Here is a 23981-nt window from a genome sequence, read left to right on the forward strand (position 1 = left end):
ATCCGGGGTGACGGGAACAGGCGATAACTATTGACATATATGTCAATAATGCTATTGCGAACCACGAAGCCGAAGCATGAGAGATTCGCCATGACCGCTCTTCCCCTCTGCCATCCCGACCGTGCCGACACCGGATTCCGCCCGCTGAAGGCGTGGCACCATTTCCGCAAGCTGATCGCCGACAAGGAGGACACCGAACAGGTGTTCCACATCATCGACGCGCTGCGCGACAATCGCTTCACGCGGTCGGTTGAGGCGTTCTTCGCGACGCCGGTTGGGGCGAAGGTGCTCGCTGAGCGCCCCTATCTGCCGACGTTGCTCGACGATCACGACCGGTTGAAGGCGCTGCCCGAGGGGACCGTCGGGCGCGTCTATGTCGATTTCATGGAGCGCGAGGGGCTGACCGCACAGGGACTCGTCGACGAATCGATGAAATTCCGCGAGAAAAAGCCGCGCTACGATGACATGATGGAGGTATTCGGCGACCGGCTGCGCGACACGCACGACCTGTCGCACATCCTGACCGGCTATGGCCGCGACGCGCTGGGCGAACAGTGCGTGCTCGCCTTCTCCTACAGCCAGACGCCTAGCTGGGGCACGCTGTTCATCGCCTGGGCCGGCGCGCGCGAGATCCGCAAGGGTTTCGGACGCCGTTACCCCATCTATGCCGCGGTGCGCGAAGGCCTGCGTAACGGCCGCGCCGCGCGGCACATCGCGCATCAGGATATCGAGGCGCTGCTCGCCGAGCCGATTGAGGCGGCGCGCAAGCGGCTGGGGATCGTCGAACCGACGATCTACAAGCAGGTTCACGCGATGATGCACGCCGACGGCATAGACCCCTATGACCTGCTGGGGACGAAGGCGATCGAAACCGCCGCGGCACCCGCGCAGCCGGAACTGGCGAAAGCGGCCTGACCGCCTAGATTCCCCCCGTGGCGCAGCCATGGGGAGATCGTGTCAATTCCTGATTCCTTTTGCGGCGCAGGGGTGACGAGCGTCAGCTCTCCAGCCGCGCGATCAGCGCCTGCGCTGCCGCGGGGTTGCGGACTTTCGCGCCGGCGATGAAGAAGAGGTAGACGTCGCGCCCGCCCTTCGCCCAGTCGCGCGCGCGGTCGGCCCAGCCGTCGAGCGCCGCCTCGTCATAGCCGGCAGGTTCGCTCTCCACCGTTCGCTGCAGGCGGGCATAGGTGAAATCGGCCGTATCCTCGTCGATGCAGGGAAATTCGTCGCTGTCGGCGAAGACGATCGCCATGTTCCGTTCGCGTGCAAGGTCGACGAACGCCGGATCGCGGAAGCTTTCGTGCCGCACCTCGAGCGCATGGCGCAGCGGCAGACCGTCCTGCGTCGCGGGCAGCAGATCGAGGAAGCGTGCGAAATCGTCGCGGTCGAACTTTTTCGTCGCCATGAACTGCCAGAGGATCGGACCGAGCCGGTCGCCGAGCCGGGTCAGCCCCTGCGTCAGGAATTTCTCGACCGACGCCGCGCCGTCGGCGAGCAGCTTGCGATTGGTCGCGAAGCGCGACGCCTTGACGCTGAAGCGGAAGCCGTCGGGCACCGCCGCCGCCCAGTTGGCGAAGCTCTCAGGCTTCTGGCTGCCGTAATAGGTGCCGTTGATCTCCAGCCCGGTCAGATGCCGGCCGGCATATTCGAGTTCGCGCTTCTGCGGATGGCCGGGCGGGTAGAAGGTGCCGCGCCACGGCTCATAGGTCCATCCGCCGATGCCGACGTGGATGCTCACCCTTCCATCAGCTTCGGGAAGAAGCCCTCGTGCGCTTCGCGCAGTTCCGCGAGCGTGACCTGGTGGTCGCTCTCCGGAAGCTCGAACACGATGCGGTCCCTGATCGTGCGGCCGAGCGGGTCGACCGGCACATCGGCGCGGTTCGCGGCGTCGAGGAAGTCGGCGAGGCACGTGTCGCAGACGGTGACGATGTAGAGCCCCTGATCCTCGCCGAAGAAGCTTTCGGCGATGCCGAAGGGCTGTTCCTCGCTCACCAGCACGCCGATATCCGACTTGAGCGCCATTTCGGCGAGCGCGACGGCGACGCCGCCATCCGACACGTCGTGGCAGGCCGTGATCCAGCCCTGATTGATCGCATGGCGGATGAAGTCGCCGGTGCGCTTTTCCGCCTTCAGGTCCACCGGTGGCGGCGGGCCTTCCTCGCGGCCGTGAATCTCGCGCAGCCAGATCGACTGGCCCAGATGGCCCATCCGCTCGCCGACCGCGAGAACGATATCGCCGGTGCGCTTGAAGCCGATGCCTACGGCCTTGCTCAGGTCGTCGATGACGCCGACGCCGCCGATCGCGGGGGTGGGCAGGATCGCGCTGCCGCCGCCCGTCGCCTTCGATTCATTGTAGAGGCTGACGTTGCCCGACACGATCGGATAGTCGAGCGCGCGGCACGCCTGCGCCATGCCGTCGAGGCAGCCGATGATCTGCCCCATGATCTCGGGCCGCTGCGGATTGGCGAAGTTCAGGCAGTTGGTGATCGCACGCGGCGTCGCGCCGATCGCGGTGATGTTGCGCCACGTCTCGGCCACCGCCTGCTTGCCGCCCTCGACCGGGTCGGCATGGCAATAGCGCGGGGTGCAATCGGTGGTCATCGCGAGCGCGCGGTTCGTGCCGTGGATGCGGACGAGCGCCGCGTCGCCGCCGGTCTGCACCGTGTCGGCGCCGACCTGGCTGTCATACTGCTCCCAGATCCATCGGCGCGACGCGATGTCGGGGCTGCCCATCAGAACCTTGAGGTCCGCCGCGACGTCCTGCGTTTCGGGGACATTCGCAAGCTCGGCCTGCTTCGGCGTCGGCACGTGCGGCCGGTCATAGAGCGGCGCGTCGTCGGCGAGCGGGGCAAGTGGGATGTCGCAGACGATCTCGCCATGATGCTCCAGCACCATGCGGCCGGTGTCGGTGACGGTGCCGATCACGGCGAAGTCGAGTTCCCATTTGCGGAAGATCGCCTCGGCGAAGGCCTCCTTGCCGGGCTTCAGCACCATCAGCATGCGTTCCTGGCTTTCGGACAGCATCATCTCATAGGCCGTCATGCCGGCTTCGCGCTGCGGCACGTCGTCCATCCTGAGGTGAAGACCGACCCCGCCCTTCGACGCCATCTCGACCGACGAACTGGTCAACCCCGCGGCGCCCATGTCCTGGATCGCGACGATCGCGTCCGACGCCATCAGTTCGAGGCACGCCTCGATCAGCAGCTTCTCGGTGAATGGATCGCCGACCTGAACGGTCGGGCGCTTCTCCTCGGCATCCTCGCCGAAGTCCGCCGATGCCATCGTCGCGCCGTGGATGCCGTCGCGGCCCGTCTTCGATCCGACATAGACGATCGGATTGCCGACGCCGCTCGCGGCCGAATAGAAGATCTTGTCCTGCTCGGCGACGCCGACGGTCATCGCGTTGACCAGGATATTGCCGTCATAGGCCTTGTGGAAATTGACCTCGCCGCCGACCGTGGGGACGCCGACGCAATTGCCGTATCCGCCGATACCGCGGACGACGCCCGAGATCAGATGCTTCATCTTCGGATGGTCGGGACGGCCGAAGCGCAGCGCGTTGAGGTTCGCGACCGGGCGCGCGCCCATGGTGAAGACGTCGCGCAGGATGCCGCCGACCCCGGTCGCCGCGCCCTGATAGGGTTCGATATACGACGGATGGTTGTGGCTCTCCATCTTAAAGATGGCGGCAAGCTTTTTGCCACCCGGCCCCTCGCCGATGTCGATGACGCCCGCATTCTCGCCGGGACCGCAGATCACCCACGGCGCTTCGGTCGGCAGCTTTTTCAGGTGGATGCGCGAGCTCTTGTAGCTGCAATGCTCGGACCACATGACCGAGAAGATACCGAGCTCGACGAGATTCGGCTCGCGGCCGAGGGCGTTCAGGACGCGCTGATATTCCTCGGGCGACAGGCCGTGCTCGGCGACGATTTCGGGGGTGATGGCGGGCGAGGGGGCTACGGCGGACTGGGTCATGGCGCGCCTTTAGCCGGGCCGGCGCGATAGGAACAGACCCCAATATCGCCGGCACCGCTCACAAGATGCCGCCTCAGCTATGGGAAAGCGGCGCGCGGGTCCGTCCCGCCCACCAGGCGGCGAGCGACAGCAGCGCATAGGCGAAGAGCATCGTCGCGGGGATGGCGAGCGAATAGGCGCTTTCCTGCGGTCCGAACCAGTTGATGGCCTGGACCAGCGCAAGCAGCGCGGCGAGCGCCCACAGGCGGCCGTTGCCGGCCGGGTCGCGCGTGTGGCTGGCATAATAGGCGAGAGCGCCGCCGACCAGCGCGACCTCCAGCGGCATCGCGGCCAGCGGATGGTTCCACAGGCCAAGCCCGATCTTCGGCGGCGCGCCGAACAGCGTGAGGTCGGGGATGTGGACGAGCAGGTCGATGAACCAGTGCGACACGACGACGATCGCGGCGCCGATCGCCGCCTCGCGCCGCCGCGTCGCGGCCCAGACGATCAGGCCGAACAGCAATCCCCACAATCCCGCGCCGAGCAGGCTGTGCGTATAGGGCATGCGGTAAAGGTCCATCGGGTTCATCGCGGTGATGCCGGGCGCGATCCGCATCGCCTCCACTCCCGGGATCAGCAGCGCCGCGAAGCCGATGTCGACAAGCTGCGCCGCGACGAACAGCGTGCCGAGCCCGGCGGCGCGCGGGCGGGCGGCGACGATCAGCGCCGGGGCGAAATGGCCGACGAACATGCGGCCCGACCCTATCGCGGTGCCGGGCGACGTCAAGCTTGACCGCATGGGGGCGAGCCGCCAAAGCAGGGGGATGACCGACATGCCCGACCCCGCTGCCGCGCCGGCCCCGGCCCCCGAGATCGCGTCGCTATCGTTCGAGGCCGCGATGGGCGAGCTCGAAACGATCGTGCGGCGGCTCGAGAGCGGTGACGTCAGCCTCGAGGAATCGGTGGCGCTGTACGAGCGCGGGCATGCGCTGCGCGCGCATTGCGAGGCGCGCCTTGCCGCCGCGCAGGCGCGGATCGAACAGGTCGGCTTCGGTGCCGACGGCCGGCCGGCGGGAACCACGCCCTTCGGCGAGAGCTGATCCATGGCCGCGCGCGCCGCCGATGGCGAAACCGTGGTAGAGGCGTCGCTGCTGCACGCCGCGCAGGCAGAGGTCGCGGCGGGGATCGACGCCCTGTTCGACCGGCGTCTGGCCATTCCCTCCGATCCGCGCGAGCGGCTCTATCGCGCGATGCGCCATGCCGCGACGGGCGGCGGCAAGCGGCTGCGCCCCTTGCTCGTCCGTGCCGCGGGCGACCTATTCCATGTCGATCGCGCGCTGTCGTTGCGCGTCGGCGCGGCGGTCGAGGCGATGCACGTCTATTCGCTGATCCACGACGATCTGCCGTGCATGGACGATGATGACGTGCGGCGCGGGAAGCCGACGGTCCACCGCGCCTATGACGAGGCGACGGCGGTGCTCGCGGGCGATTCGCTGCACGCGCTCGCCTTCGAATGGCTCGTCGATCCGGCGACGCATGCCGACCCCTTCGTGCGCAGCGAACTGGTGCGCGAACTCGCGCTGGCGGCGGGCCCCGCGGGTATGGCGGGCGGGCAGATGATGGACCTGGCGGCGGAGACGGTCAGTTTCGACCTGCCGACGGTGACACGGCTGCAACAGCTCAAGACCGGCGCGCTGATCGGCTTTTCGGTCGAGGCGGGCGCGATTCTCGCGCGCGTTCCGCCCGAGGGGCGCAAGCCATTGCGCGCCTATGCGCGCGACATCGGGCTCGCCTTCCAGATCGCCGACGACATATTGGACGTCGAGGGCGACGAAGCACTGGCGGGCAAGGCGCTCAACAAGGACGCGGCGGCGGGCAAGCAGACCTTCGTGACCCTGATGGGAATCGACCGCGCCCGGGCGCAGGCCAGCCTGCTCGTCGATCAGGCGACCGCCCATCTGGCGGGCTTCGGCGACGAGGCCAGGCTGCTGCGTGAAATCGCGCACTATATTGTGGAAAGGGACCGTTGATGCGGATTGGGGTCTATCCCGGAACCTTCGACCCGATCACCCTCGGGCATATGGACATCATCCGGCGCGGGGCGAAGCTGGTTGACCGGCTGGTCGTCGGCGTCACCACCAACATCGCCAAATCGCCGCTGTTCGACGACGAGGAGCGGATCGAGATGGTCCGGGGCGAGGTCGCGGCGCTAGGCGGGGACATTCGCGTCGTCGGCTTCAATTCGCTGCTGATGGACTTCGCCGAGCGCGAGGGCGCGAGCGTCATCGTCCGCGGGCTGCGCGCGGTCGCCGACTTCGAATATGAATATCAGATGGCGGGGATGAACCAGCAGCTCAACAACCGTGTCGAGACCGTGTTCCTGATGGCCGATGTCAGTCTGCAGCCGATCGCGTCGCGGCTGGTCAAGGAGATCGCGATCTTCGGCGGCGCGATCCACAAGTTCGTCACCCCCGCGGTGCGCGATGCGGTCGTCGCGCGCATCGCCGAGCGCGGCCTGCGCCAGGGTGAGGGATGACGCAACGCTTCCTCATTGAGCGTTCAGCTTTTACCCGCTAGGTCGCGCGCAAGCGGGGCGCACAGATATTCCACGATAGAGGCCGATCCAGCATGACCATCACATTCCGCCCCCTGATCCTGTCGGCCATGGCGCTCGGTCTCGCGGTGTCGGCTGTCGCGCAGGAGGCGCCGCCCGCGCCATCGCCCGACGGAACCCCGGCCCCCGCGCCGACCGAAAGCGAAACCATTCCGCCCATCGACCCCGCGCCCGCTCCGACGCCGGCCCCCGCCCCAGCACCCGCACAGGGCGATGCGGCACCGGCGGCGGAGGCGCCTACCGCGCCGGCGATGACCCCCGATCAATATATCGGCAACCCCGAATATATGCTGAACCTCGACCTTTCGACCGGCGGCCGGGTTGTGATCCAGCTGTATCCCAACGTCGCTCCGCAGCATGTCGAGCGCGTCAAGCAGCTGGCGCGCGCGGGCTTTTACGACGGGGTGAAATTCCACCGCGTGATCGACGGCTTCATGGCACAGACGGGCGATCCGACCGCGACCGGGCAGGGCGGCTCGCAGCTTCCCGACCTGAAGGCCGAATTCAATCCGATGCCGCATCTGCGCGGCACCGTGTCGATGGCGCGCGCCGAGAGCGAGGACAGCGCGAACAGCCAGTTCTTCATCATGCTCCAGCCGCGCTTCGCGCTCGACCGTCACTATACGGTCTTCGGCCGCGTCGTGTCGGGGATGCAATATGTCGATACGATCCACAAGGGCGAGCCGCCCGCGGTGATGTCGCGCATGGTGCAGGCGTCGGTCGCCGCCGACAACCGGCCGATGCCGCCCGCCTTGATGCTGACCGATCCGGCGCCGGCCTCTGCCCCCGCGGCGGAAATCACGCCCGACCAGCTCAACGCGCCGGTCGGGCGCTGAGCTGCTTCCTTGAAGGATGACTCCGGTTTATTCCGTTCGCTCGACACGAACGGGCATAGGAATCCTTCCGAAGCTGTCGGCCTTTAGCCGATGCGCGTAGATGCCTTCGATTTCGAACTGCCGCCCGATCGCATCGCGCTGCGTCCGGCGCGTCCGCGCGATGCGGCGCGCATGCTGGTCGTCGCGGGCAGGGGGTTGCATGACGCGGGGGTGCGCGACCTGCCGGCGTGGCTGCGCCGCGGCGACTGCCTCGTCTTCAACGACACGCGCGTCATCCCCGCCCGGCTCGAAGGCGTGCGCGGCGGCCGTGACAGAGATGGCGCCGCCGGGGCGAAGATCGGCGCGACGCTGCACAAACGCGTCGACCTGCGCCGCTGGCAGGCCTTCGTGCGCAACGCGAAGCGGCTGCATGTCGGGGAAACGGTCGATTTCGGCGCGGGCGTGACCGCAGTCGCCGAGGAGCGCCTGCCCGACGGCAGCTTCGTCCTCGCCTTTCAGGGGGACGAGCCGGTCGAACTGCTGCTCGGCCGCGCCGGGACGATGCCGCTACCGCCCTATATCGCGGGCAAGCGCGCGACCGACGAGGCCGACCGCGCCGATTATCAGACGATGTTCGCGCGGGCCGACGGCGCGGTCGCGGCACCGACGGCGGCGCTGCATTTCACCCCGGCGCTGCTCGCCGCGCTCGGCGAGGCGGGGATCGCCAGCGAGACGCTGACCCTGCACGTCGGCGCCGGCACCTTCCTGCCGGTGAAGGCCGACGACACGGCGGATCATGTCATGCACGCCGAATGGGGATGCATCGACGCCGACGCCGCGGCGCGGCTCAATGCAGTGCGCGCCGCTGGCGGCCGGGTGATCGCGGTTGGCACCACCAGCCTGCGCTTGCTCGAAAGCGCGGCGCGCGCCGACGGGACGATCGAGCCGTTCGCCGGCGACACCTCGATCTTCATCACGCCCGGCTATCGCTTTCGGGCGATCGACGGGCTGATGACCAATTTCCACCTGCCGCGCTCGACATTGTTCATGCTGGTCAGCGCGTTGATGGGGCTCGATGTGATGCGCGCGGCCTACGATCATGCCATTGCGGAAGGCTATCGTTTCTACAGCTATGGCGACTCCAGCCTGCTGCTGCCTACGCGATAACCTCATATCGGCGTCCGCGCGGCATTTACCGTATCGCAAGGCCTGATTGGCATAGCGGTCTGATGGCGGGGATCAGTACGAATCGGGGGACCCAATCGTCCGCGCGCATGCGTGCCGACGATCCGGCGGACGCGGGCGCGGCGGCGGGGCAGCGCGGCTTTCTGGGCAAGCTCGGTTCGCGGCTCGGCGGACAGCGCGCAGAGACGCCGCTGCCCGGCCTGCATACGCGCGAGGCGGTGCTGCTGCTCCGCAATTACGAAGACAGCGGTCGCGGCTGGTTCTGGTCGACCGATGCCGGCGGCGCGCTGACCTATATCAGCGAAGCCGTCGCCGAGGTCATGGACAAGCGGGCCGGCGATTTGCTCGGCACGCCGCTCACCGACCTGTTCCACCCCGCCGACAGCCATGGCGAACGGCAGCGCACGCTGCCTTTCCTGCTGACCCGGCAATCGAAGTTCGACGAGCTGCCGCTGCGTGCGGCGATCGATGGCGAAGAGCGCTGGTGGTCGGTTTCGGGGCGCCCGCACTTCGACGCCGCGGGCCAGTTCACCGGCTATCGCGGCAGCGGCACCGACGTCACCGCGCAGCGCCGCTCGGCCGAGGACGCCTCGCGTCTCGCCCTATACGATTCGCTGACCGGACTCGCGAATCGCTTCCACATCTCGAAGAAGCTCGAATCGACGCTCGCCGCCTTCACGCAGCAGCAGCGGAGCTGCGCGATCATGCTGCTCGACCTCGATCGCTTCAAGCAGGTCAACGACACGCTCGGCCATCCGGCGGGCGATGCGCTGCTCAAGCAGGTCGCTGAACGGCTGCTCAAGATCGTCGGCGACAAGGAGATGGTCAGCCGCCTGGGCGGCGACGAATTCCAGATCATCCTTCCCGATCAGGACGACCGCGGCAAACTGGGCGACCTCGCCGCCGAAATCATCGCCAACCTGTCGCAACCCTATTCGGTCGAGGGCAGCCGCTGCATCATCGGCACCTCGGTCGGGGTTGCGATCGCACCCTTCGACGGCATGACCAGCGAAGACCTCGTGCGCAACGCCGACCTCGCGCTCTATGCCGCGAAGGGCGGAGGGCGCGGGCGCTTCCGCTTCTATTCGAGCGACCTCCATCAGGCGGCCGAGGATCGCCGCGCGCTGGAGGAGGATCTGCGCGATGCACTGGCGCGCGGGCAGATGGAACTCAGCTATCAGCCGGTCGTCCATTCGCAGTCGAACATGGTGACCGGGGTCGAGGCGCTGGTGCGCTGGTTGCATCCCGAGCGCGGAATCATCTCCCCCTCGATGTTCATCCCGATCGCCGAGGAGGCGAATCTGATCTGGCCGCTCGGCGAGTGGGTGCTGCGCAAGGCGTGCGAGGACGCCGCGCGCTGGCCGGGCGGGCTGCGCGTCGCGGTCAACGTCTCGCCGATCCAGTTCGCGAACGAGAATTTGCCCAAGATCGTCGCCAACGCCCTCGCGGCCACGGGGCTGTCGCCTGACCGGCTCGAGCTCGAGATCACCGAGAGCGTCTTCCTGGGCGATTCGGCCGAGACTGCGCGGATGTTCAAGGCGCTGAAGGGGCTCGGCGTGCGGCTCGCGCTCGACGATTTCGGCACCGGCTATTCCTCGCTCGGCTATTTGCAGTCGGCGCCGTTCGACAAGATCAAGATCGACCAGAGCTTCGTGCGCGGCGCGACGGAGAAGGGGTCTCGGAATGCGGCGATCATTGCGGCGATCGTCGCACTTGCCGAGGCGCTCGACATGGAAACGACGGCGGAGGGCATCGAATCGCTCGACCAGCTCGACCTGATCCGCAAGCTGGGGGTCAGCCACGTCCAGGGCTATGTCTACAGCAAGCCGGTGGCCGACGGCGAACTGGTCGAGCATGCCGAGGCGGGATCGTGGACGATCAAGCCGTCGGGGCCGGCGAAGCAGCGCAACGACCGTTTCCAGATGTTCCGCAAGGTCGGCGCGGTCCACGGCAATCATCGCTACGCCGTCGTGATCCGCAACCTGTCGGCGACCGGCGCCTTCATCGAAGGACTGCTCGACGTGCCGGTGGGCACGCAGTTTGTGATCGACTTCGGCGAGGGGCAGCTGGTGACCGCCACCGTGCGGCGCTCGACGAAGCATCAACAGGGCATCGAGTTCGAGCATTCGCTGGTCAGCGACGGCAACGGCGGGCTGTGCACCCGCCACCGCGTCTCACCCTATCTGATCGCGGCGGCGAACCAGCAGATCGAAACGACGATGACCTTGCCCGCCTTCACGACGACGAACGACTGGAAGGCTGCCTGAGGCGCCTCCGGCGCCGCCGCCCTCGACTTTCGGCGGCACCCCCGCCATAGGCGCGCGCGATGACCGACAGATTCGCCTTCACCGTCGCCGCGACCGACGGCCCCGCGCGGACGGGCGTGATCCGCATGGCGCGCGGCGAAATCCGCACCCCCGCCTTCATGCCGGTCGGCACCGCGGCGACGGTGAAGGCGATGCGCCCGGCCGAGGTGCGCGCGAGCGGCGCCGACATCATCCTTGGCAACACCTATCATCTGATGCTGCGCCCGGGGGCCGAACGCATGGCGCGGCTCGGCGGGCTGCACGATTTCATGGGCTGGGACCGGCCGATCCTGACCGACAGCGGCGGCTATCAGGTGATGAGCCTGTCGGCGCTGACCAAGCAGAGCGAGGAGGGCGTTGCCTTCAAGAGCCATCTCGACGGGTCGCGCCACCTGCTGACCCCCGAACGCTCGATGGAGATCCAGCGGCTGCTCGGCAGCGATATCGTCATGGCGTTCGACGAATGCCCCCCCGCCGGGGTCGACGCGAAACGCGCCGAGGCGAGCATGGAGCGCTCGATGCGCTGGGCGGCGCGCAGCCGCGCGGGGTTCGACGCGGGCGAGGCGCACGCCGCGCGCGCCGCGCTGTTCGGCATCCAGCAGGGCTCGCTCGACGAAAGGCTGCGCAAGCGTTCGGCCGAGGCGCTGATCGACATCGGCTTCGACGGCTATGCGATCGGCGGCCTTGCGGTGGGCGAGGGGCAGGCGGCGATGTTCGGCGTGCTCGACTTCGCGCCCGCCCAGCTTCCCGCCGACCGGCCGCGCTATCTGATGGGGGTCGGCAAGCCCGACGATCTGGTCGGCGCGGTCGCGCGCGGGGTCGACATGTTCGACTGCGTGCTGCCGACGCGATCGGGCCGCAACGGGCAGGCCTTCACTTGGGATGGACCGGTCAATATCCGCAACGCGAAGCATGCGGAGGACCTGGGGTCGCTCGATGCGTCGTGCGGCTGCCCGGTCTGCACGACCTGGTCGCGCGCCTATCTCCACCATCTCGTCCGTGCGGGCGAGATGCTCGGCGCGATGCTGATGACACAGCACAATCTGCATTTCTATCAGGCGCTGATGCAGGCGATGCGCGACGCGATTGCGGCCGGACGCTTCGCCGCCTTCCAGACCGATTTTACGGCCCGCTACCGCAAATAGGACGCCATCCCCCGCCCTTCGAACGGGCATGGAGCAATTGCGGCCGGCACGTGATGCCTTTTCCGCCGCTGCCGTGCTGCGAAGGCAGGGCATAACCTGAAGGCATACCCTGTCGAACCGATTTGGGTTGAGCACCTTTCTTCGTCTGATAGCTTGATCCGCGAATAGGCAAGACAAGATCAGATAAAAACCCGCCGATAAATCGAATCTCTCAGTTCGTCTTGAGGGAATGACGTCGTGCGATGTAATGAAAATTCATAAATAAATAAAAAGGGGTAGAGGGGGATGAAAAATTCTGTCGGATATTTGATGACGGGTACGGCAATCGCGCTGCTCGTGTCCTCTCCGGCCTTCGCTCAAGCTAGTTCTTCTTCTGATGCTTCGACAAACGCAGAGGACGCTCAGGCTGCCCCCGCGTCGCCCCGTGAGAATCCGGGCGACATCGTCGTCACCGGATCGCATATCCAGGGCGCCAACCCGACCGGGCTGCTTCCGGTCACGAACATGGACGAAGACGAGGTTGCGGCGACCGGCGCCGATACCGGCGACGACCTGTTCCGCGAGGTCGCGCAGGCGGGCGACGTCGGTTTCAATGAAAGCCGGATGTCGGGCAATCTGACCGATTCGCGCGGCGACGTCGCGTCGATCAACATCCGCAGCCTGGGCACGGGCAACACGCTGGTGCTGCTCAACGGCCGCCGCATGGTCAAGCATCCTGGGACCCAGGTCGAGAATCTGGTGCGTGTGCAGACCGCGAACATCAACGAGATTCCCGTCTCCGCCATCCGCCGTGTCGAGATTCTGCGCGACGGTGCCGCCGCCATCTATGGCGCCGACGCGGTCGCCGGGGTGGTCAACATCGTGCTCGACAAGCGGTACGAGGGGCTGAAGCTGACGGCGCGCTACGGCTTTTCGGAGGATACCGACCATTATCGCTTCAGCTCTTCCTTCAAATGGGGGCGGAGCTTCAACGACGGGCGGACGAACCTGACGCTGTTCGGCAGCTATTACAAGGCGAGCCCGATGCGCGCCGACGAGCGCGACTATTCGGCCAATTCGGACCAGCGGCCGCGCGTCGAGGGAACGCCGTTCGAAGGCGATACCAACTTCGACCTGCGATCGAACACCAACCCCTGGGCGTGGCTCGTCCTGGTCAACCCGCGCACCGTGCGCCAGGGCACGACGGCGCTGACCAACAGCAGCGGCCAGTTCCACATCGTTCCGGTGCAGAACGGCTGTTCGGGGTCGAGCGTCATCGCCGGCGGCAACTGCCTGAAGACCGGGTTGCAGTCGGCCACGACCGACCGCAACCTCTACTGGAACGAAAACGACCAGCGCTGGCTGCTCGGCGGACGCGAGCGCTACAATCTGTACAGCACGCTCGAGCATGAATTCTCGGAGAATCTAGAGGGCTTTGCCGAGTTCAACTATTATCGCGCCGACTATCAGGGGCAGCGCAACCGGGTCGGCACCACATCGACCTCGATGATCCGGATTCCGGCGAGCAATTACTGGAATCCGTTCGGCCCGCTCACCATGCCCGACGGCAGCCCCAATCCGAACCGCCTGCCCGGCCTGACGCTAGCGACGGTACCGGCGGAAGGGCTCGACGTCTATCTGCGGACCTACACGCCCGTGGACGTCGGCCCGCGGCCCTATACGGTGAAGGATGAAAATTATCGCGTCGTCGCGGGTCTGCGCGGCCGGTTCGGCCGGTTCGACTGGGAATCGGGCTTCGTCTATTCCGAGGCGCACAAGAAGGACATCAGCCACGCCGAGATCAGCAAGACGCTGTTCCAGCAGGCGCTGGCCCGCACCACGCCCGATGCCTACAACCCGTTCAACGGATCGAGCGCCACCGATCCGTCGGGGCCCGACGCCCTGCCTTCGGAAGACCTGACCAGTTTCCTGGTCAGCAACACGCGTGCCTCGAAATCGTCGCTGGCGTCGTGGGATGCCCGGCTGTCGACCCCCGACCTGTTCCAGTTGCCGGCCGGCGACGTCGGTATCGCGCTGGGGACCGAATGGCGGCGCGAAACCTATGCCGACGACCGCGGCGACCGGATCAACGGGACGATCAAGTTCGAGGACATGTTCGGCCGCACCGACGGCAATTCGGACAGCGACATCATGGGATCGCAGCCGCTTCCCAACACCGCGGCGAACCGCAACGTCATTTCGGCATACGCCGAACTGGCGATCCCGTTGGTATCGCCCGAGATGGGCATGCCGCTGATCCGCGCGATCGACGTGCAGCTGGCCGGCCGGGTTGAGCGCTATTCGGACTTCGGCTGGATTGCGAAGCCCAAGGTGGCGGCGTCGTGGGAAATCGCGCCCCGCCTGCTCGTGCGCGGGTCGTGGTCGCAGAGCTTCCGCGCGCCCGACCTGGCGCAGGTGTCGAACGCCGACTCGCAGGCGAGCAGCGGCTATCAGGATTATTATCGCTGCGAGGCCGACAAGCGCGCCGGCCGCATCCCCGATTTCGGCGTCTGCGCCCGCGCAACCACGCTGACCAACTATCGCTCCAACGCCGACCTGCTGGCCGAGGATGCCGAAACCTTTTCCTATGGCGTTGTCTTCCAGCCCAAGCTGCCGAGCGGCTGGGGGCGGCTGACGCTGATGCTCGATTATTGGCGCGTGCACCAGATCAATTCGATCGGCCTGTTTGGCGCCACCAATCACGCCGCGCTGGATTATCTCCTGCGCCTGCGCGGCAGCTCGAATCCCGCCGTGATCCGCGACGAGGTGACGCCGGAACAGCTGGCGACCTTCGACGGCACCGGCCTCGAACCGGTCGGCTCGATGGTCGAGATATTCGACAGCTTCATGAACCTTCAGCCCGAAACGATCGAAGGGCTCGACATCACGGCGCGATACGATGTCCGGGGAACGCCGATCGGCAATATTTCGGTCCGGCTGAACGCGGCCCACCTGCTCAAATATCAGCAGGAACCGTCGGCCATGGCGCAGGAACTGCTCGACGCGCAGGCATCGGGAGAGATCGATTCGCAGTTCCTCGTTCCCGGGACGGGCGACCTTCTCCGCCAGAACGGCCGCCCGCGGTGGCGGGTGACCGGAAGCCTGACCTGGCGCAACGGGCCTGTCGTGGCCGGGATGTCGGCGCGCTACATCAGCTCGGTCGAACAGACGGGGGCGCGGCTCGCCGACCTCACCCTGTGGCAGGTCGACTCGTGGACCACCGTCAACGCCTATGTCGGCTATGATTTCAAGCGCGGGGCGATGAAGGGGACGAGCGTCCGGTTCGGCGTCAACAACATCGCCAACAAGGCGCCGCCGCTGGCGGCCGCCGACTTCGGCTACCTCGGCTCGCTTCACAACTCGGTCGGCCGTCACTTCTACGCCCAGCTGTCGAAGTCCTTCTGAGCGCCGCCGGCCGCTCTGCCCCATTACCAGAGGAGATTTTCATGCGTAGGTTCAAAGGGCTCTATACAGCGCTAGCGGCCGGGCTGATCGCTGTTTGCGCGGCCCCCGCGATGGCGCAGGCCGACGATGCGGCCGAACAGGATGCGGCGGGCATTTCGGCGCCGTCCTGGATCATGGTCGACAATCCGAGCGGCAAGGTCATCGCCCAGCACAATGCCGAGGAACGGCTCAAGGTCGGCGGCTTTCCCAAACTGATGACGGCGCTTCTGGTGGCGCAGCTCGCGGCGGAGGACCCGAAGCTGCTCGATCAGACGATCGAGATCCAGGCCTATATGACGAAGATCCAGGTGACCAAATCGGGCGCCCTGGGCGGCGAGCGCATGACCGTGCGCGACGCGCTCTATGCGACGCTGGTCGGGGCGGCGAGCGACACCGCGCTTGCGCTGTCGCGGACGTTCAACAATCGCTTCGCCGAATCGAACTTTCGCCAGCTGGAAAAGGTTCCGGCGCACAGCCGGTCGTTCATCGCCGAGATGAACCGCGCCGCGCGCAAGCTGGGCATGAAGGACAGCGTCTTTCGTTCCGCCTATATCGACGCCGGAGAGAACGGACGCGCCAGCACCGCCCACGACCTTGCGCGTCTGGGGATCGCAGTGATGGCGGACCCGATCCTGCGCGAGATCGTCGGCGCCAAGAGCTATAGCGCGACGATCATCGGCACCGACGGCACGACCCGCAGCAAGTCATGGAACAACGGCAACCGCCTGCTCGGGCAGGACGTCGGCGGCGTCGCGACCACGGGCACCCCGTCGTCGGGGCAGAGCATCATCCTGGCGACGTCGAAGGGGGGCAGCAACCGCATCATCGTCGTGCTGGGAAGCGAAACCTCGTCGCAGCGGTTCGCCGACGCGAAGGCAATCGCGGCGTTGGCCAACTGATGTCCGGCCGGCGGGGAGGCGAGAAGATGACCAAGGAAAATGAAACGCGCGATCCGGCGGTGCCGCTCGATCGCCGCGCCTTGCTGGGGTTGCTCGGCGCGGGCGGGGCGGGGGCGCTGCTCGCCAGCCATGCGGCCCTGGCCGCAGACGGCGCCGAGGGGGCGGCGGCGACCGAACCCTATGACCTCGTCATTCGGGGCGGCCGCGTCGTCGACGGCAGCGGCGCGCCCGGCTTCGAGGCAGACGTTGCGATATCGGGCGGCCGGTTCGTCGAGGTCGGCGCGGTCGGCCGCCGCGGCAAGCAGGAGATCGACGCGCGCGGGCTGGTGGTTTCGCCGGGCTGGATCGACACGATGGACCAGTCCGGCCGCGCGGTGCGCAATCGCGGGTCGGGCGGCAGCAAGGTTCGCATGGGCCTGACCACCCTGATCGCGGGCGAGATGGGAACGCCGGTTCCCGCCGACCAGGTCTCGGCCTATCTGGCTGATCTCGACGCCAATGGCATGGCGGTCAATTTCGGCACCTATTACAGCGCGTCGCAGGCGCGGCGGGCCGTGGCGGGATCGTCCGCCGCCCGGCCGAGCAAGGCGCAGATCGCGGAGATGGCCGATCTGGTCGACGAGGCGATGCGCGCCGGCGCGCTCGGCATGTCGACGGCGCTCATCTATCCGCCCGCCAGCTTCATGACGACGGAAGAACTGATCGAGCTGGCGCGCCCCGTCGGCCGTTACAAGGGAACCTATGCGACCCACATGCGCGACGAGGGCGAATTCGTCCTCGACGCGATCGACGAGGCGATCGGGATCGGGCAGGCCGCCGGAACCGACGTCCATATCTATCATCTGAAGGCCGCCTTCGCGCCAGGCTGGGGCAAGCTGATCGGCGAGATGGGGCGCAAGATCGACCGCGCGCGCGCGGGCGGCCTCAACGTCTTCGCCGACATGTATCCCTATGAAGCAGCGGGAACCGGACTGCGCACGACCGTTCCCAACTGGATGTTCAAGGATGGCATGGCGCACGCGAAAGAGCAGCTTCGCGACCCGGCGATCCGTACCCGGCTGAAGGCCGAGGTCGCCAAGGGCAATCAGAAGGACTGGACGAACTTCGTCTACAACGCCGGCGGATGGGACCGGGTGGTGCTCGGTGTGCCGTTCAGCGAGGAATATGATCGCTTTCGCGGCATGAAGATCACCGACATCGCGGCGGCCCTGGGCAAGGACCCGGCCGATGCGGCTTGGGACATCGTGCTGGCGGAAAAGCAGCGCGCCAGCGCCTTCTATTTCATGATGAGCGAGAAGGACATCGAAACGGCGCTGAAGTTTCCGTGGATCGGCATCGGCAGCGATGCCGGGGTCCGCTATGGACCGGGAAGCGACAAGGGTTATCCGCATCCGCGGTCTTATGGGTGTTTCCCGCGGATCATTGCAGAATATGTCCGCCGCCGGAAGGTGCTGACGCTCGAACAGGCCATCGCCAAGATGACCTCGGTGCCCGCCGCCAATCTTCGTCTTGCCGGGCGCGGCCTGATCAAGCCCGGGAACTGGGCCGACGTCACCATCTTCGACTACGCGCGCATCGACGACGTCGCCACGTTCGAGAATCCGATCCAGCTGCCGGTCGGCATCGAACATGTGATCGTGAACGGCACGCCGACGATGCTGGCCCGCAAGCGGACCCCGGCGCGGCCGGGCAAGGTCCTGCGCGGGCCCGGCGCCCGCGCCGCATAGGCGCAACCACGACCATCGCCGGAACGGCGTCACGACGGAATATCAAGGGGTAATCAGGATGAAGCGTCACGCAAACATCTCGCTACGGGCGCTGCTGTGCGCGTCGGTCTTCGGTGGGGTGCTGCCCGCCGCGGCGGCCGCGCAGGACATCACGATCGACGATGCGCGGACAACGCAGGTCGGTCTGGGCGCCGGAGAGACGGTGACGATCACCGAGACCGGCAGCATCACCACGGCCCGCAGGGTGATCAACCTGTCCACGACCGGGACCGGCACCGCGACCCTCGTCAACCGGGGGCGGATCGAGTCGACATCAACCACTACCCTGACCAGCACCATCGGGCCGGCCTCCCCGATAAGCCTGAACCTGACCAACGAATCCGGCGCATCAATCACGGGCGCGCGTGCCGTCTATTTCACCACCGGCGAACTGATCAACCGCGGCACGATCGCATCGACGATGACGGGAACCTCGACCGGCGATGCGATCAACGCCGGGCAGGACTCGATCGTGCGACTGGAGTCGGGGAGCGTCACCTCGGCAAGTTCCGCCACGACCGGGGCCAGCTATGCGGTGAATTTCACCGGCGGCGGCAACAGCATCTACATCGATACGGGCGCGACGGTGAACGGCACGATCCGGGCCGCAACCGGCGGTGTGGGCGCCAATCGTGTCTATCTGACCGGCACCGGCACCCAGACGCTGGGGCCGATCTCGGGTTTCAACGGCTATTACATCGATTCCGGCGACTGGACGGTGACCAGCTCGATCACCGCCGCGGCCGAAGGCAGCACCATCGCGGAGGGCGCGACGCTGCGCTGGGGCAACGGCGGCGCGACCGGCAGCATCAGTGGCAACGTCGTCAACAATGGCCGGCTGATCGTCAACCGCACGAACCAGGTGGTCGGCTTCACCACCGCGTCGATCACCGGCACCGGCCAGCTGATCGTCGATTCGCCCGGCGCCGCCGGCGGCCTGACGCTGCGCGCGCCGGGGACGAGCTACAGCGGCGACACCATCGTCAAGAATGGCACGTTCAGCGGCGTTGCGACCAATGCGATGTCGGCGAGTTCCGAGGTGGTTCTCGAGAGCGCCGGCATTCTCGACATCGTCACGGGCTTCGATCAGGAGATCGGCGGTCTGTCGGGCGTCGGGGCGACGAACATCAACGGTGCTGCGCTCACCCTCGGCGGCAAGGGAACGAGCACCAGCTATACCGGCGCCTTCGCCGGTGACGGATCGCTGACCAAGATCGGCGCCGGGACGTTCACCTATGACGGCACCGGCGCGCTCGGCGGCGGCGTCACCGTGCGTGGCGGCGGTTTGCTCCTCGACGGCACCCTCACCAGCGATCTGCTCGTCGAAAATGGCGGCCAACTTGGTGGCACCGGCTCGCTCGCCGGCAATGCGATTGTCAACGGTACGCTCGCGGGCCTGTCAGGGCAGACGCTGACACTGCAGTCGCTCCAGCTCGGCGCCGGTTCGACCGTCGCGGCGACGCTGGGAAGCGAAAGCGCGCCGGTGCTGTTCGACGTGCTGGGCGACCTGACGCTCGACGGCGCGCTGACCGTGACGCCGGCGACCGATTTCGGGGCGGGCCTCTACCGGATCTTCTCCTATGGCGGGACGCTGACCGATAACGGGCTCGACGTCGAGCCGCTCAGTGGCGGAGCGAGCGGTGCGTTGCAGACCGTGACCGCCGGTGAGGTCAATCTGATCGTGTCCACCGGTTCGACGCTTTCGGATATCCAGTTCTGGAATGGAACGAAGGTGGCGGGCGACGGCACCATCGCGGGCGGCGACGGCGTGTGGAGCGTTGACGGACGGACCAACTGGACCGACCTCGACGGCGCATCGACCGAAGCCTGGGGCGGCCGCTTCGCGGTGTTCACCGGTCCGGCTGGAACGGTCACGATCGATGACGCCGCCGGTGCGATTTCGACCTCGGGCCTCCAGTTCGTCAGCGATGGCTATCGTGTCGAGGGCGATCCGCTGACGCTGGCCGGTGCGACCGATGTGCGTGTCGGTGACGGCACGGCGGCTGGCGCAACGACCTCCGCGACGATCGCATCCAACATCACCGGCAGCGGCAGCCTGGTCAAGCAGGACCTCGGCACGCTGATCCTCGCGGGCGCGAACGACCATGCCGGCGGCACGCGGATCGCGGGTGGCACGCTGCGGATCGATGCGGGCGGATCGCTCGCCACGACCGGATCGACGCCGGCGGTCGGCATCATCGCCTCGACACCGGCGAGCACGGTGACGCTCGTCAATGCGGGACGGATCACCGCGAGCGAGCGGGCCGTCGACGCCGCGGCGGGAACGACGCTGTCGCTGCTCAACGAAAGCGGCGGGGTGATCGAGGGCGCGTCGGGCGTCTATCTGGCCGCGGGCGAAGTCGTCAATCGCGGTTCGATCACCGCCACCAACGGCGATGCCATCCAGGCGGCGGCGGGTTCGACGGTGCGGCTCGAAGCGGGCAGCACGACCGCCTTCACCGGCAGCGGCACCAATTATGCCGTCAATTTCCTCGGCGGGTCGAACAATCTCTATCTCGACACCGGTGCGACGGTGACCGGCCAGATTCGCGGGGCCTCGGCCACCGGATCGGGACCCGACCGCGTCTATCTGACGGGCAGCGGCTCGGCCATTCTGCCCAGCATGACCAATTTCGAGGGCTATTATTTCCAGTCCGGCGACTGGACCGTGACCGCATCCTTCGTCGCCACCGCCGAGGGCAGCACGATCGACGCGGGCGCCACGCTGCGCTGGGGCAATGGCGGCACGACGGGCAGCGTCAGCGGCCAGGTCACCAACAACGGCCGGCTGATCATCAACCGCACGAACCAGGTGGTGGCCTTCACCACCGCGCCGATCACCGGCACCGGCCAGCTGATCGTCGATTCGCCCGGTGCCGCCGGCGGCCTGACGCTGCGCGCTCCGGGCACGACCTACAGCGGCGACACCATCGTCAGGAACGGCACGTTCCGCGGCGGCGCAACGAACGCGATGTCGGCGAATTCCGAGGTCGTCCTCGAAAGCGCCGGTATCCTCGATATCATCACCGGCTTCGATCAGGAGATCGGCGGTCTGTCGGGTGTTGGCGCCACCAACATCAACGGCGCCGCGCTCACCCTCGGCGGAACGGGGCTCAGCACCAGCTATACCGGCGCGCTGTCGGGTGACGGCTCGCTCGTCAAGACCGGCACCGGGACGCTGACCTATGGCGGCACCGGCGCGCTCGGCGGCGGTATCACCGTGCGCGGCGGCGGCTTGCTGGTCGACGGCAATCTGACGAGCGACGTCCTCGTCGAAGCCGGCGCATCGCTGGGCGGTGCCGGCCTGCTGGCGGGGAATGTGGTCGTCGACGGCACGCTCGCCGGCCTGTCCGGCCAGACGCTGACGCTGCAGGCGCTTGAACTCGGCGCAGGTTCGACCGTCGCGGCGACACTGGGAAGCGAAAGTGCCCCGACCCTGTTCGAGGTGCTCGGCGACCTGACGCTCGACGGCACCCTCGCAGTCACCCCGGATACCGGCTTCGGCGCCGGCCTCTATCGGATCTTCGCCTATGGCGGCGCGCTGACCGACAACGGACTCGACGTCGATCCGCTGGGCGCCGGCATTACGGGCACGGTCCAGACCTCGGTCACCGGTCAGGTCAATCTGGTCGTCGACGACGGCAGCGGCCTTTCTTCCATTCAGTTCTGGAACGGGACGAAGACCGCGGGCGACGGCACCATCGCGGGCGGCGACGGCGTGTGGAGCGCCGGAAGCGGCAGCAACTGGACCGACTCCGACGGCGCTTCGAGCGAAGCCTGGGGCGGACGCTTCGCCGTGTTCGACGGCGCGGCCGGAACGGTCACGATCGACAATGCCGCGGGCGCGGTGTCGGCGACCGGCATCCAGTTCGCGACCGACGGCTATCGCGTCGAAGGCGACCCGCTGACGCTGGCGGGCGCGGTCGACGTGCGCGTCGGCGACGGCACCGCGGGCGGTGCTTCGACCCGCGCGACCATCGCCTCCAATCTCACCGGCACGGGCAGCCTTGCCAAGCAGGACCTCGGCACGCTGATCCTGACCGGCGCGAACGATTATACGGGCGGCACGCGCATCCTGGCGGGCACGCTGCAGATCGGCGCGGGCGGCACCAGCGGGGCGCTGCCCGGCAACGTCCTGATCGGCGGCGGCACGCTGGCCTTCGACCGGTCGGACGATATCGGCTATGGCGGCACGATCACCGGTCAGGGGCAGCTGCGCCAGCAGGGGTCCGGCATCCTGACGTTGACGGCCGATTCCTCGGCCTTCACCGGAACCACGACCGTCGATGCGGGGCAATTGCGCGTCAACGGCGCGCTGGGCGGAACCGCGATCGCGGCCGCCGGCGGGCTGCTGGGCGGCACCGGGCGGCTCGGCGACATCGTCGTCCGCAGCGGCGGGACGCTGGCGCCCGGCAACAGCATCGGGCTGCTGACCGCGCGCTCGGCGACGTTCGAGGCGGGATCGGTGTTCGCGGTCGAGGTGAACCCCGACGGCACCACCGACCTGCTGCGCACCACGGGGCAGGTCGTGATCGACGGCGGCACGGTCGAGGTGCTGGCCGGTGCCGGCAATTATGCGATCACCAGCGATTACACGCTGATCGAGGCCGCCGGCGGGGTGGTCCGCGGCGGCGCCTCGAACGGGTTCGAGGGGGTGACGACGAACCTCGCCTTCCTGACGCCGACGCTGGGCTATTCGGCCAATGCGGTGACGCTGAACCTGACGCGCAACGACGTCGATTTCACCGACGTCGCGGCGACCGCCAACCAGCGCTCGGTCGCTTCGGCGATCCAGTCGGCGGGCCTGGGCAGCGCGCTGTACGACGCGGTGCTCTATCTCGACGGCGCCGGCGCGCGGGGCGCGTTCGACCTCGCATCGGGGGAGATCCACGCTTCGGTCCGCACCGCGATGGTCGAGGATCTGCGCCGGCCGCGCGCTGCCGTGATGCAGCGGCTCGGCACCGCGCCCGACGGGCTGGGCATGTGGCTCCAGGGCTTCACCAGCCGCGGCGACAACCGCGACCGCCCGAATGCCGCGCGCATCGAGCGCCAGACCAACGGCATCATCGGCGGGATCGACGTCGGCGACGCGGACGCGCGGGGCGGCCTGGCCATCGGCTATGGCAGCAACGACATCACCGGCGCGGCCCGGGCGAGCAGCGCCCGTGCGAAATCGCTGCACGTCATGGCCTATGGCGGCGCGCGGCTGGCCGGGCTGCGGCTGAGCGTCGGCGCCGGCTATTCGGACGTCGATGTGGACAGCGAGCGCGCTCCGGCGTTCGGCGGTCTCTCGGGCAATCATACGGCCAGCTATGGCGGCAGCGTGCTGCACGGCTTCGCCGATGTCGGCCTGCCGCTGGCGCTTGGTAGCGGCAGTGTCGAGCCCTTTGCGGGAATCGCCCATGTCGAGGCGCGGACCAAGGCGTTCACCGAAACGGGCGCCGGGCCGCTCGCCCTCGCCGCCGATCGCGCCAAGGACGGCTTCACGCTGTCGACCCTTGGGCTGCGCGCCGAGACCTCGGCGACCGGTCCGCTGGCGGTGCGCGCCTCGGCCGCGTGGCAGCATGGTTTCGGGACCATCGCCCCGGTGTCGAACCTGCGCTTTGCCGGCGGCACCGCGGCGCCGTTCCGCGTGGCGGGGGCCGCAATCGCGCGGGACGCCGCGGTTCTGGACGTCGATCTGATGTGGCGTCTTACGGACAAGATGCGCTTCAGCCTCGGCTATTCGGGTCAGCTTGGCGCGAATGTCCAGGATCACGCCGGCACGGTCTCGCTGGGCTTCGTCTTCTGACGCGGCGGTTCGCGGCGTCCGCCTTCCAGGGCGGCGCCGCGAACCCGTTCGCCCGCCTCATCGGGGGCGGGCATGATTGGAGA

The 23981-nt window shown here is 67.6% G+C and carries 15 protein-coding genes; 12 read left to right on the forward strand and 3 right to left on the reverse strand.

What is annotated here, in order from left to right:
• The first annotated feature begins 90 nt into the window (after positions 1-90).
• Positions 91-915, forward strand: coding sequence for a Coq4 family protein (locus tag SGR02S_RS08850; RefSeq protein ID WP_067108174.1), 825 nt, complete (start codon positions 91-93; stop codon positions 913-915).
• An 82-nt stretch (positions 916-997) separates the two neighbouring features.
• Here the strand turns inward: SGR02S_RS08850 and SGR02S_RS08855 are convergent, their stop codons facing one another.
• The 3 genes from SGR02S_RS08855 to SGR02S_RS08865 form a co-directional block, all read right to left on the reverse strand.
• Positions 998-1738 (reverse strand): DUF72 domain-containing protein, encoded by a 741-nt coding sequence (locus SGR02S_RS08855; protein WP_067108176.1) that lies wholly within the window; start codon positions 1736-1738, stop codon positions 998-1000.
• Positions 1735-3975, reverse strand: a complete 2241-nt coding sequence (gene purL, locus SGR02S_RS08860; protein ID WP_067108178.1) for a phosphoribosylformylglycinamidine synthase subunit PurL — start codon at positions 3973-3975, stop codon at positions 1735-1737. The genes SGR02S_RS08855 and purL overlap by 4 nt, the downstream gene beginning before the upstream one ends.
• 73 nt (positions 3976-4048) lie before the next feature.
• On the reverse strand, positions 4049-4753 hold the full coding sequence (locus SGR02S_RS08865) for a hypothetical protein (RefSeq protein WP_255211429.1): 705 nt from the start codon (positions 4751-4753) through the stop codon (positions 4049-4051).
• Positions 4754-4778: 25 nt separating this feature from the next.
• Here SGR02S_RS08865 and SGR02S_RS08870 point away from each other — a divergent pair, with 25 nt between their 5' ends.
• From SGR02S_RS08870 to SGR02S_RS08920, 11 genes are all read left to right on the forward strand, one after another.
• Positions 4779-5054: an exodeoxyribonuclease VII small subunit gene (locus SGR02S_RS08870; protein WP_067108216.1), complete on the forward strand. Its 276-nt coding sequence runs from the start codon at positions 4779-4781 to the stop codon at positions 5052-5054.
• A gap of 3 nt (positions 5055-5057) precedes the next feature.
• Positions 5058-5984 (forward strand): polyprenyl synthetase family protein, encoded by a 927-nt coding sequence (locus tag SGR02S_RS08875; RefSeq protein WP_067108183.1) that lies wholly within the window; start codon positions 5058-5060, stop codon positions 5982-5984.
• Positions 5984-6490: a pantetheine-phosphate adenylyltransferase gene (gene coaD, locus SGR02S_RS08880; protein ID WP_067108184.1), complete on the forward strand. Its 507-nt coding sequence runs from the start codon at positions 5984-5986 to the stop codon at positions 6488-6490. Before SGR02S_RS08875 ends, coaD begins: the two co-directional genes overlap by 1 nt.
• A gap of 92 nt (positions 6491-6582) precedes the next feature.
• Positions 6583-7404: a peptidylprolyl isomerase gene (locus SGR02S_RS08885; RefSeq protein ID WP_067108185.1), complete on the forward strand. Its 822-nt coding sequence runs from the start codon at positions 6583-6585 to the stop codon at positions 7402-7404.
• Positions 7405-7494: 90 nt separating this feature from the next.
• The gene (queA, locus tag SGR02S_RS08890; RefSeq protein WP_067108186.1) at positions 7495-8550 is read left to right on the forward strand and encodes a tRNA preQ1(34) S-adenosylmethionine ribosyltransferase-isomerase QueA; all 1056 of its coding nucleotides are present in this window, start codon (positions 7495-7497) and stop codon (positions 8548-8550) included.
• Between the two features lie 107 nt (positions 8551-8657).
• Positions 8658-10835, forward strand: a complete 2178-nt coding sequence (locus SGR02S_RS08895) for an EAL domain-containing protein (protein WP_067108187.1) — start codon at positions 8658-8660, stop codon at positions 10833-10835.
• Between the two features lie 59 nt (positions 10836-10894).
• A complete protein-coding gene (tgt, locus tag SGR02S_RS08900) occupies positions 10895-12019 on the forward strand; it encodes a tRNA guanosine(34) transglycosylase Tgt (protein WP_067108188.1) in 1125 nt (374 codons plus the stop codon).
• A 309-nt stretch (positions 12020-12328) separates the two neighbouring features.
• The gene (locus SGR02S_RS08905) at positions 12329-15403 is read left to right on the forward strand and encodes a TonB-dependent receptor domain-containing protein (protein WP_169799661.1); all 3075 of its coding nucleotides are present in this window, start codon (positions 12329-12331) and stop codon (positions 15401-15403) included.
• A gap of 41 nt (positions 15404-15444) precedes the next feature.
• A complete protein-coding gene (locus tag SGR02S_RS08910) occupies positions 15445-16341 on the forward strand; it encodes a D-alanyl-D-alanine carboxypeptidase family protein (RefSeq protein ID WP_082797055.1) in 897 nt (298 codons plus the stop codon).
• A 26-nt stretch (positions 16342-16367) separates the two neighbouring features.
• Positions 16368-18068, forward strand: coding sequence for an N-acyl-D-amino-acid deacylase family protein (locus SGR02S_RS08915; RefSeq protein WP_082797059.1), 1701 nt, complete (start codon positions 16368-16370; stop codon positions 18066-18068).
• 58 nt (positions 18069-18126) lie between these two features.
• Positions 18127-23898 (forward strand): autotransporter domain-containing protein, encoded by a 5772-nt coding sequence (locus SGR02S_RS08920; protein WP_067108193.1) that lies wholly within the window; start codon positions 18127-18129, stop codon positions 23896-23898.
• Positions 23899-23981 lie beyond the last annotated feature (83 nt).

Origin of the sequence: Sphingopyxis granuli NBRC 100800, assembly GCF_001591045.1 — a bacterium.
In the GTDB taxonomy this organism is placed as follows: Bacteria; Pseudomonadota; Alphaproteobacteria; order Sphingomonadales; family Sphingomonadaceae; genus Sphingopyxis; species Sphingopyxis granuli.

Coding starts and splice junctions, on each gene's coding strand:
- SGR02S_RS08850 (WP_067108174.1), top strand. CDS start 91: ATGACCGCTCTTCCCCTCTGCCATCCCGACCGTGCCGACACCGGATTC.
- purL (WP_067108178.1), bottom strand. CDS start 3,975: ATGACCCAGTCCGCCGTAGCCCCCTCGCCCGCCATCACCCCCGAAATC.
- SGR02S_RS08865 (WP_255211429.1), bottom strand. CDS start 4,753: ATGCGGTCAAGCTTGACGTCGCCCGGCACCGCGATAGGGTCGGGCCGC.
- SGR02S_RS08870 (WP_067108216.1), top strand. CDS start 4,779: ATGACCGACATGCCCGACCCCGCTGCCGCGCCGGCCCCGGCCCCCGAG.
- SGR02S_RS08875 (WP_067108183.1), top strand. CDS start 5,058: ATGGCCGCGCGCGCCGCCGATGGCGAAACCGTGGTAGAGGCGTCGCTG.
- coaD (WP_067108184.1), top strand. CDS start 5,984: ATGCGGATTGGGGTCTATCCCGGAACCTTCGACCCGATCACCCTCGGG.
- SGR02S_RS08885 (WP_067108185.1), top strand. CDS start 6,583: ATGACCATCACATTCCGCCCCCTGATCCTGTCGGCCATGGCGCTCGGT.
- queA (WP_067108186.1), top strand. CDS start 7,495: ATGCGCGTAGATGCCTTCGATTTCGAACTGCCGCCCGATCGCATCGCG.
- SGR02S_RS08895 (WP_067108187.1), top strand. CDS start 8,658: ATGCGTGCCGACGATCCGGCGGACGCGGGCGCGGCGGCGGGGCAGCGC.
- tgt (WP_067108188.1), top strand. CDS start 10,895: ATGACCGACAGATTCGCCTTCACCGTCGCCGCGACCGACGGCCCCGCG.
- SGR02S_RS08905 (WP_169799661.1), top strand. CDS start 12,329: ATGACGGGTACGGCAATCGCGCTGCTCGTGTCCTCTCCGGCCTTCGCT.
- SGR02S_RS08910 (WP_082797055.1), top strand. CDS start 15,445: ATGCGTAGGTTCAAAGGGCTCTATACAGCGCTAGCGGCCGGGCTGATC.
- SGR02S_RS08915 (WP_082797059.1), top strand. CDS start 16,368: ATGACCAAGGAAAATGAAACGCGCGATCCGGCGGTGCCGCTCGATCGC.
- SGR02S_RS08920 (WP_067108193.1), top strand. CDS start 18,127: ATGAAGCGTCACGCAAACATCTCGCTACGGGCGCTGCTGTGCGCGTCG.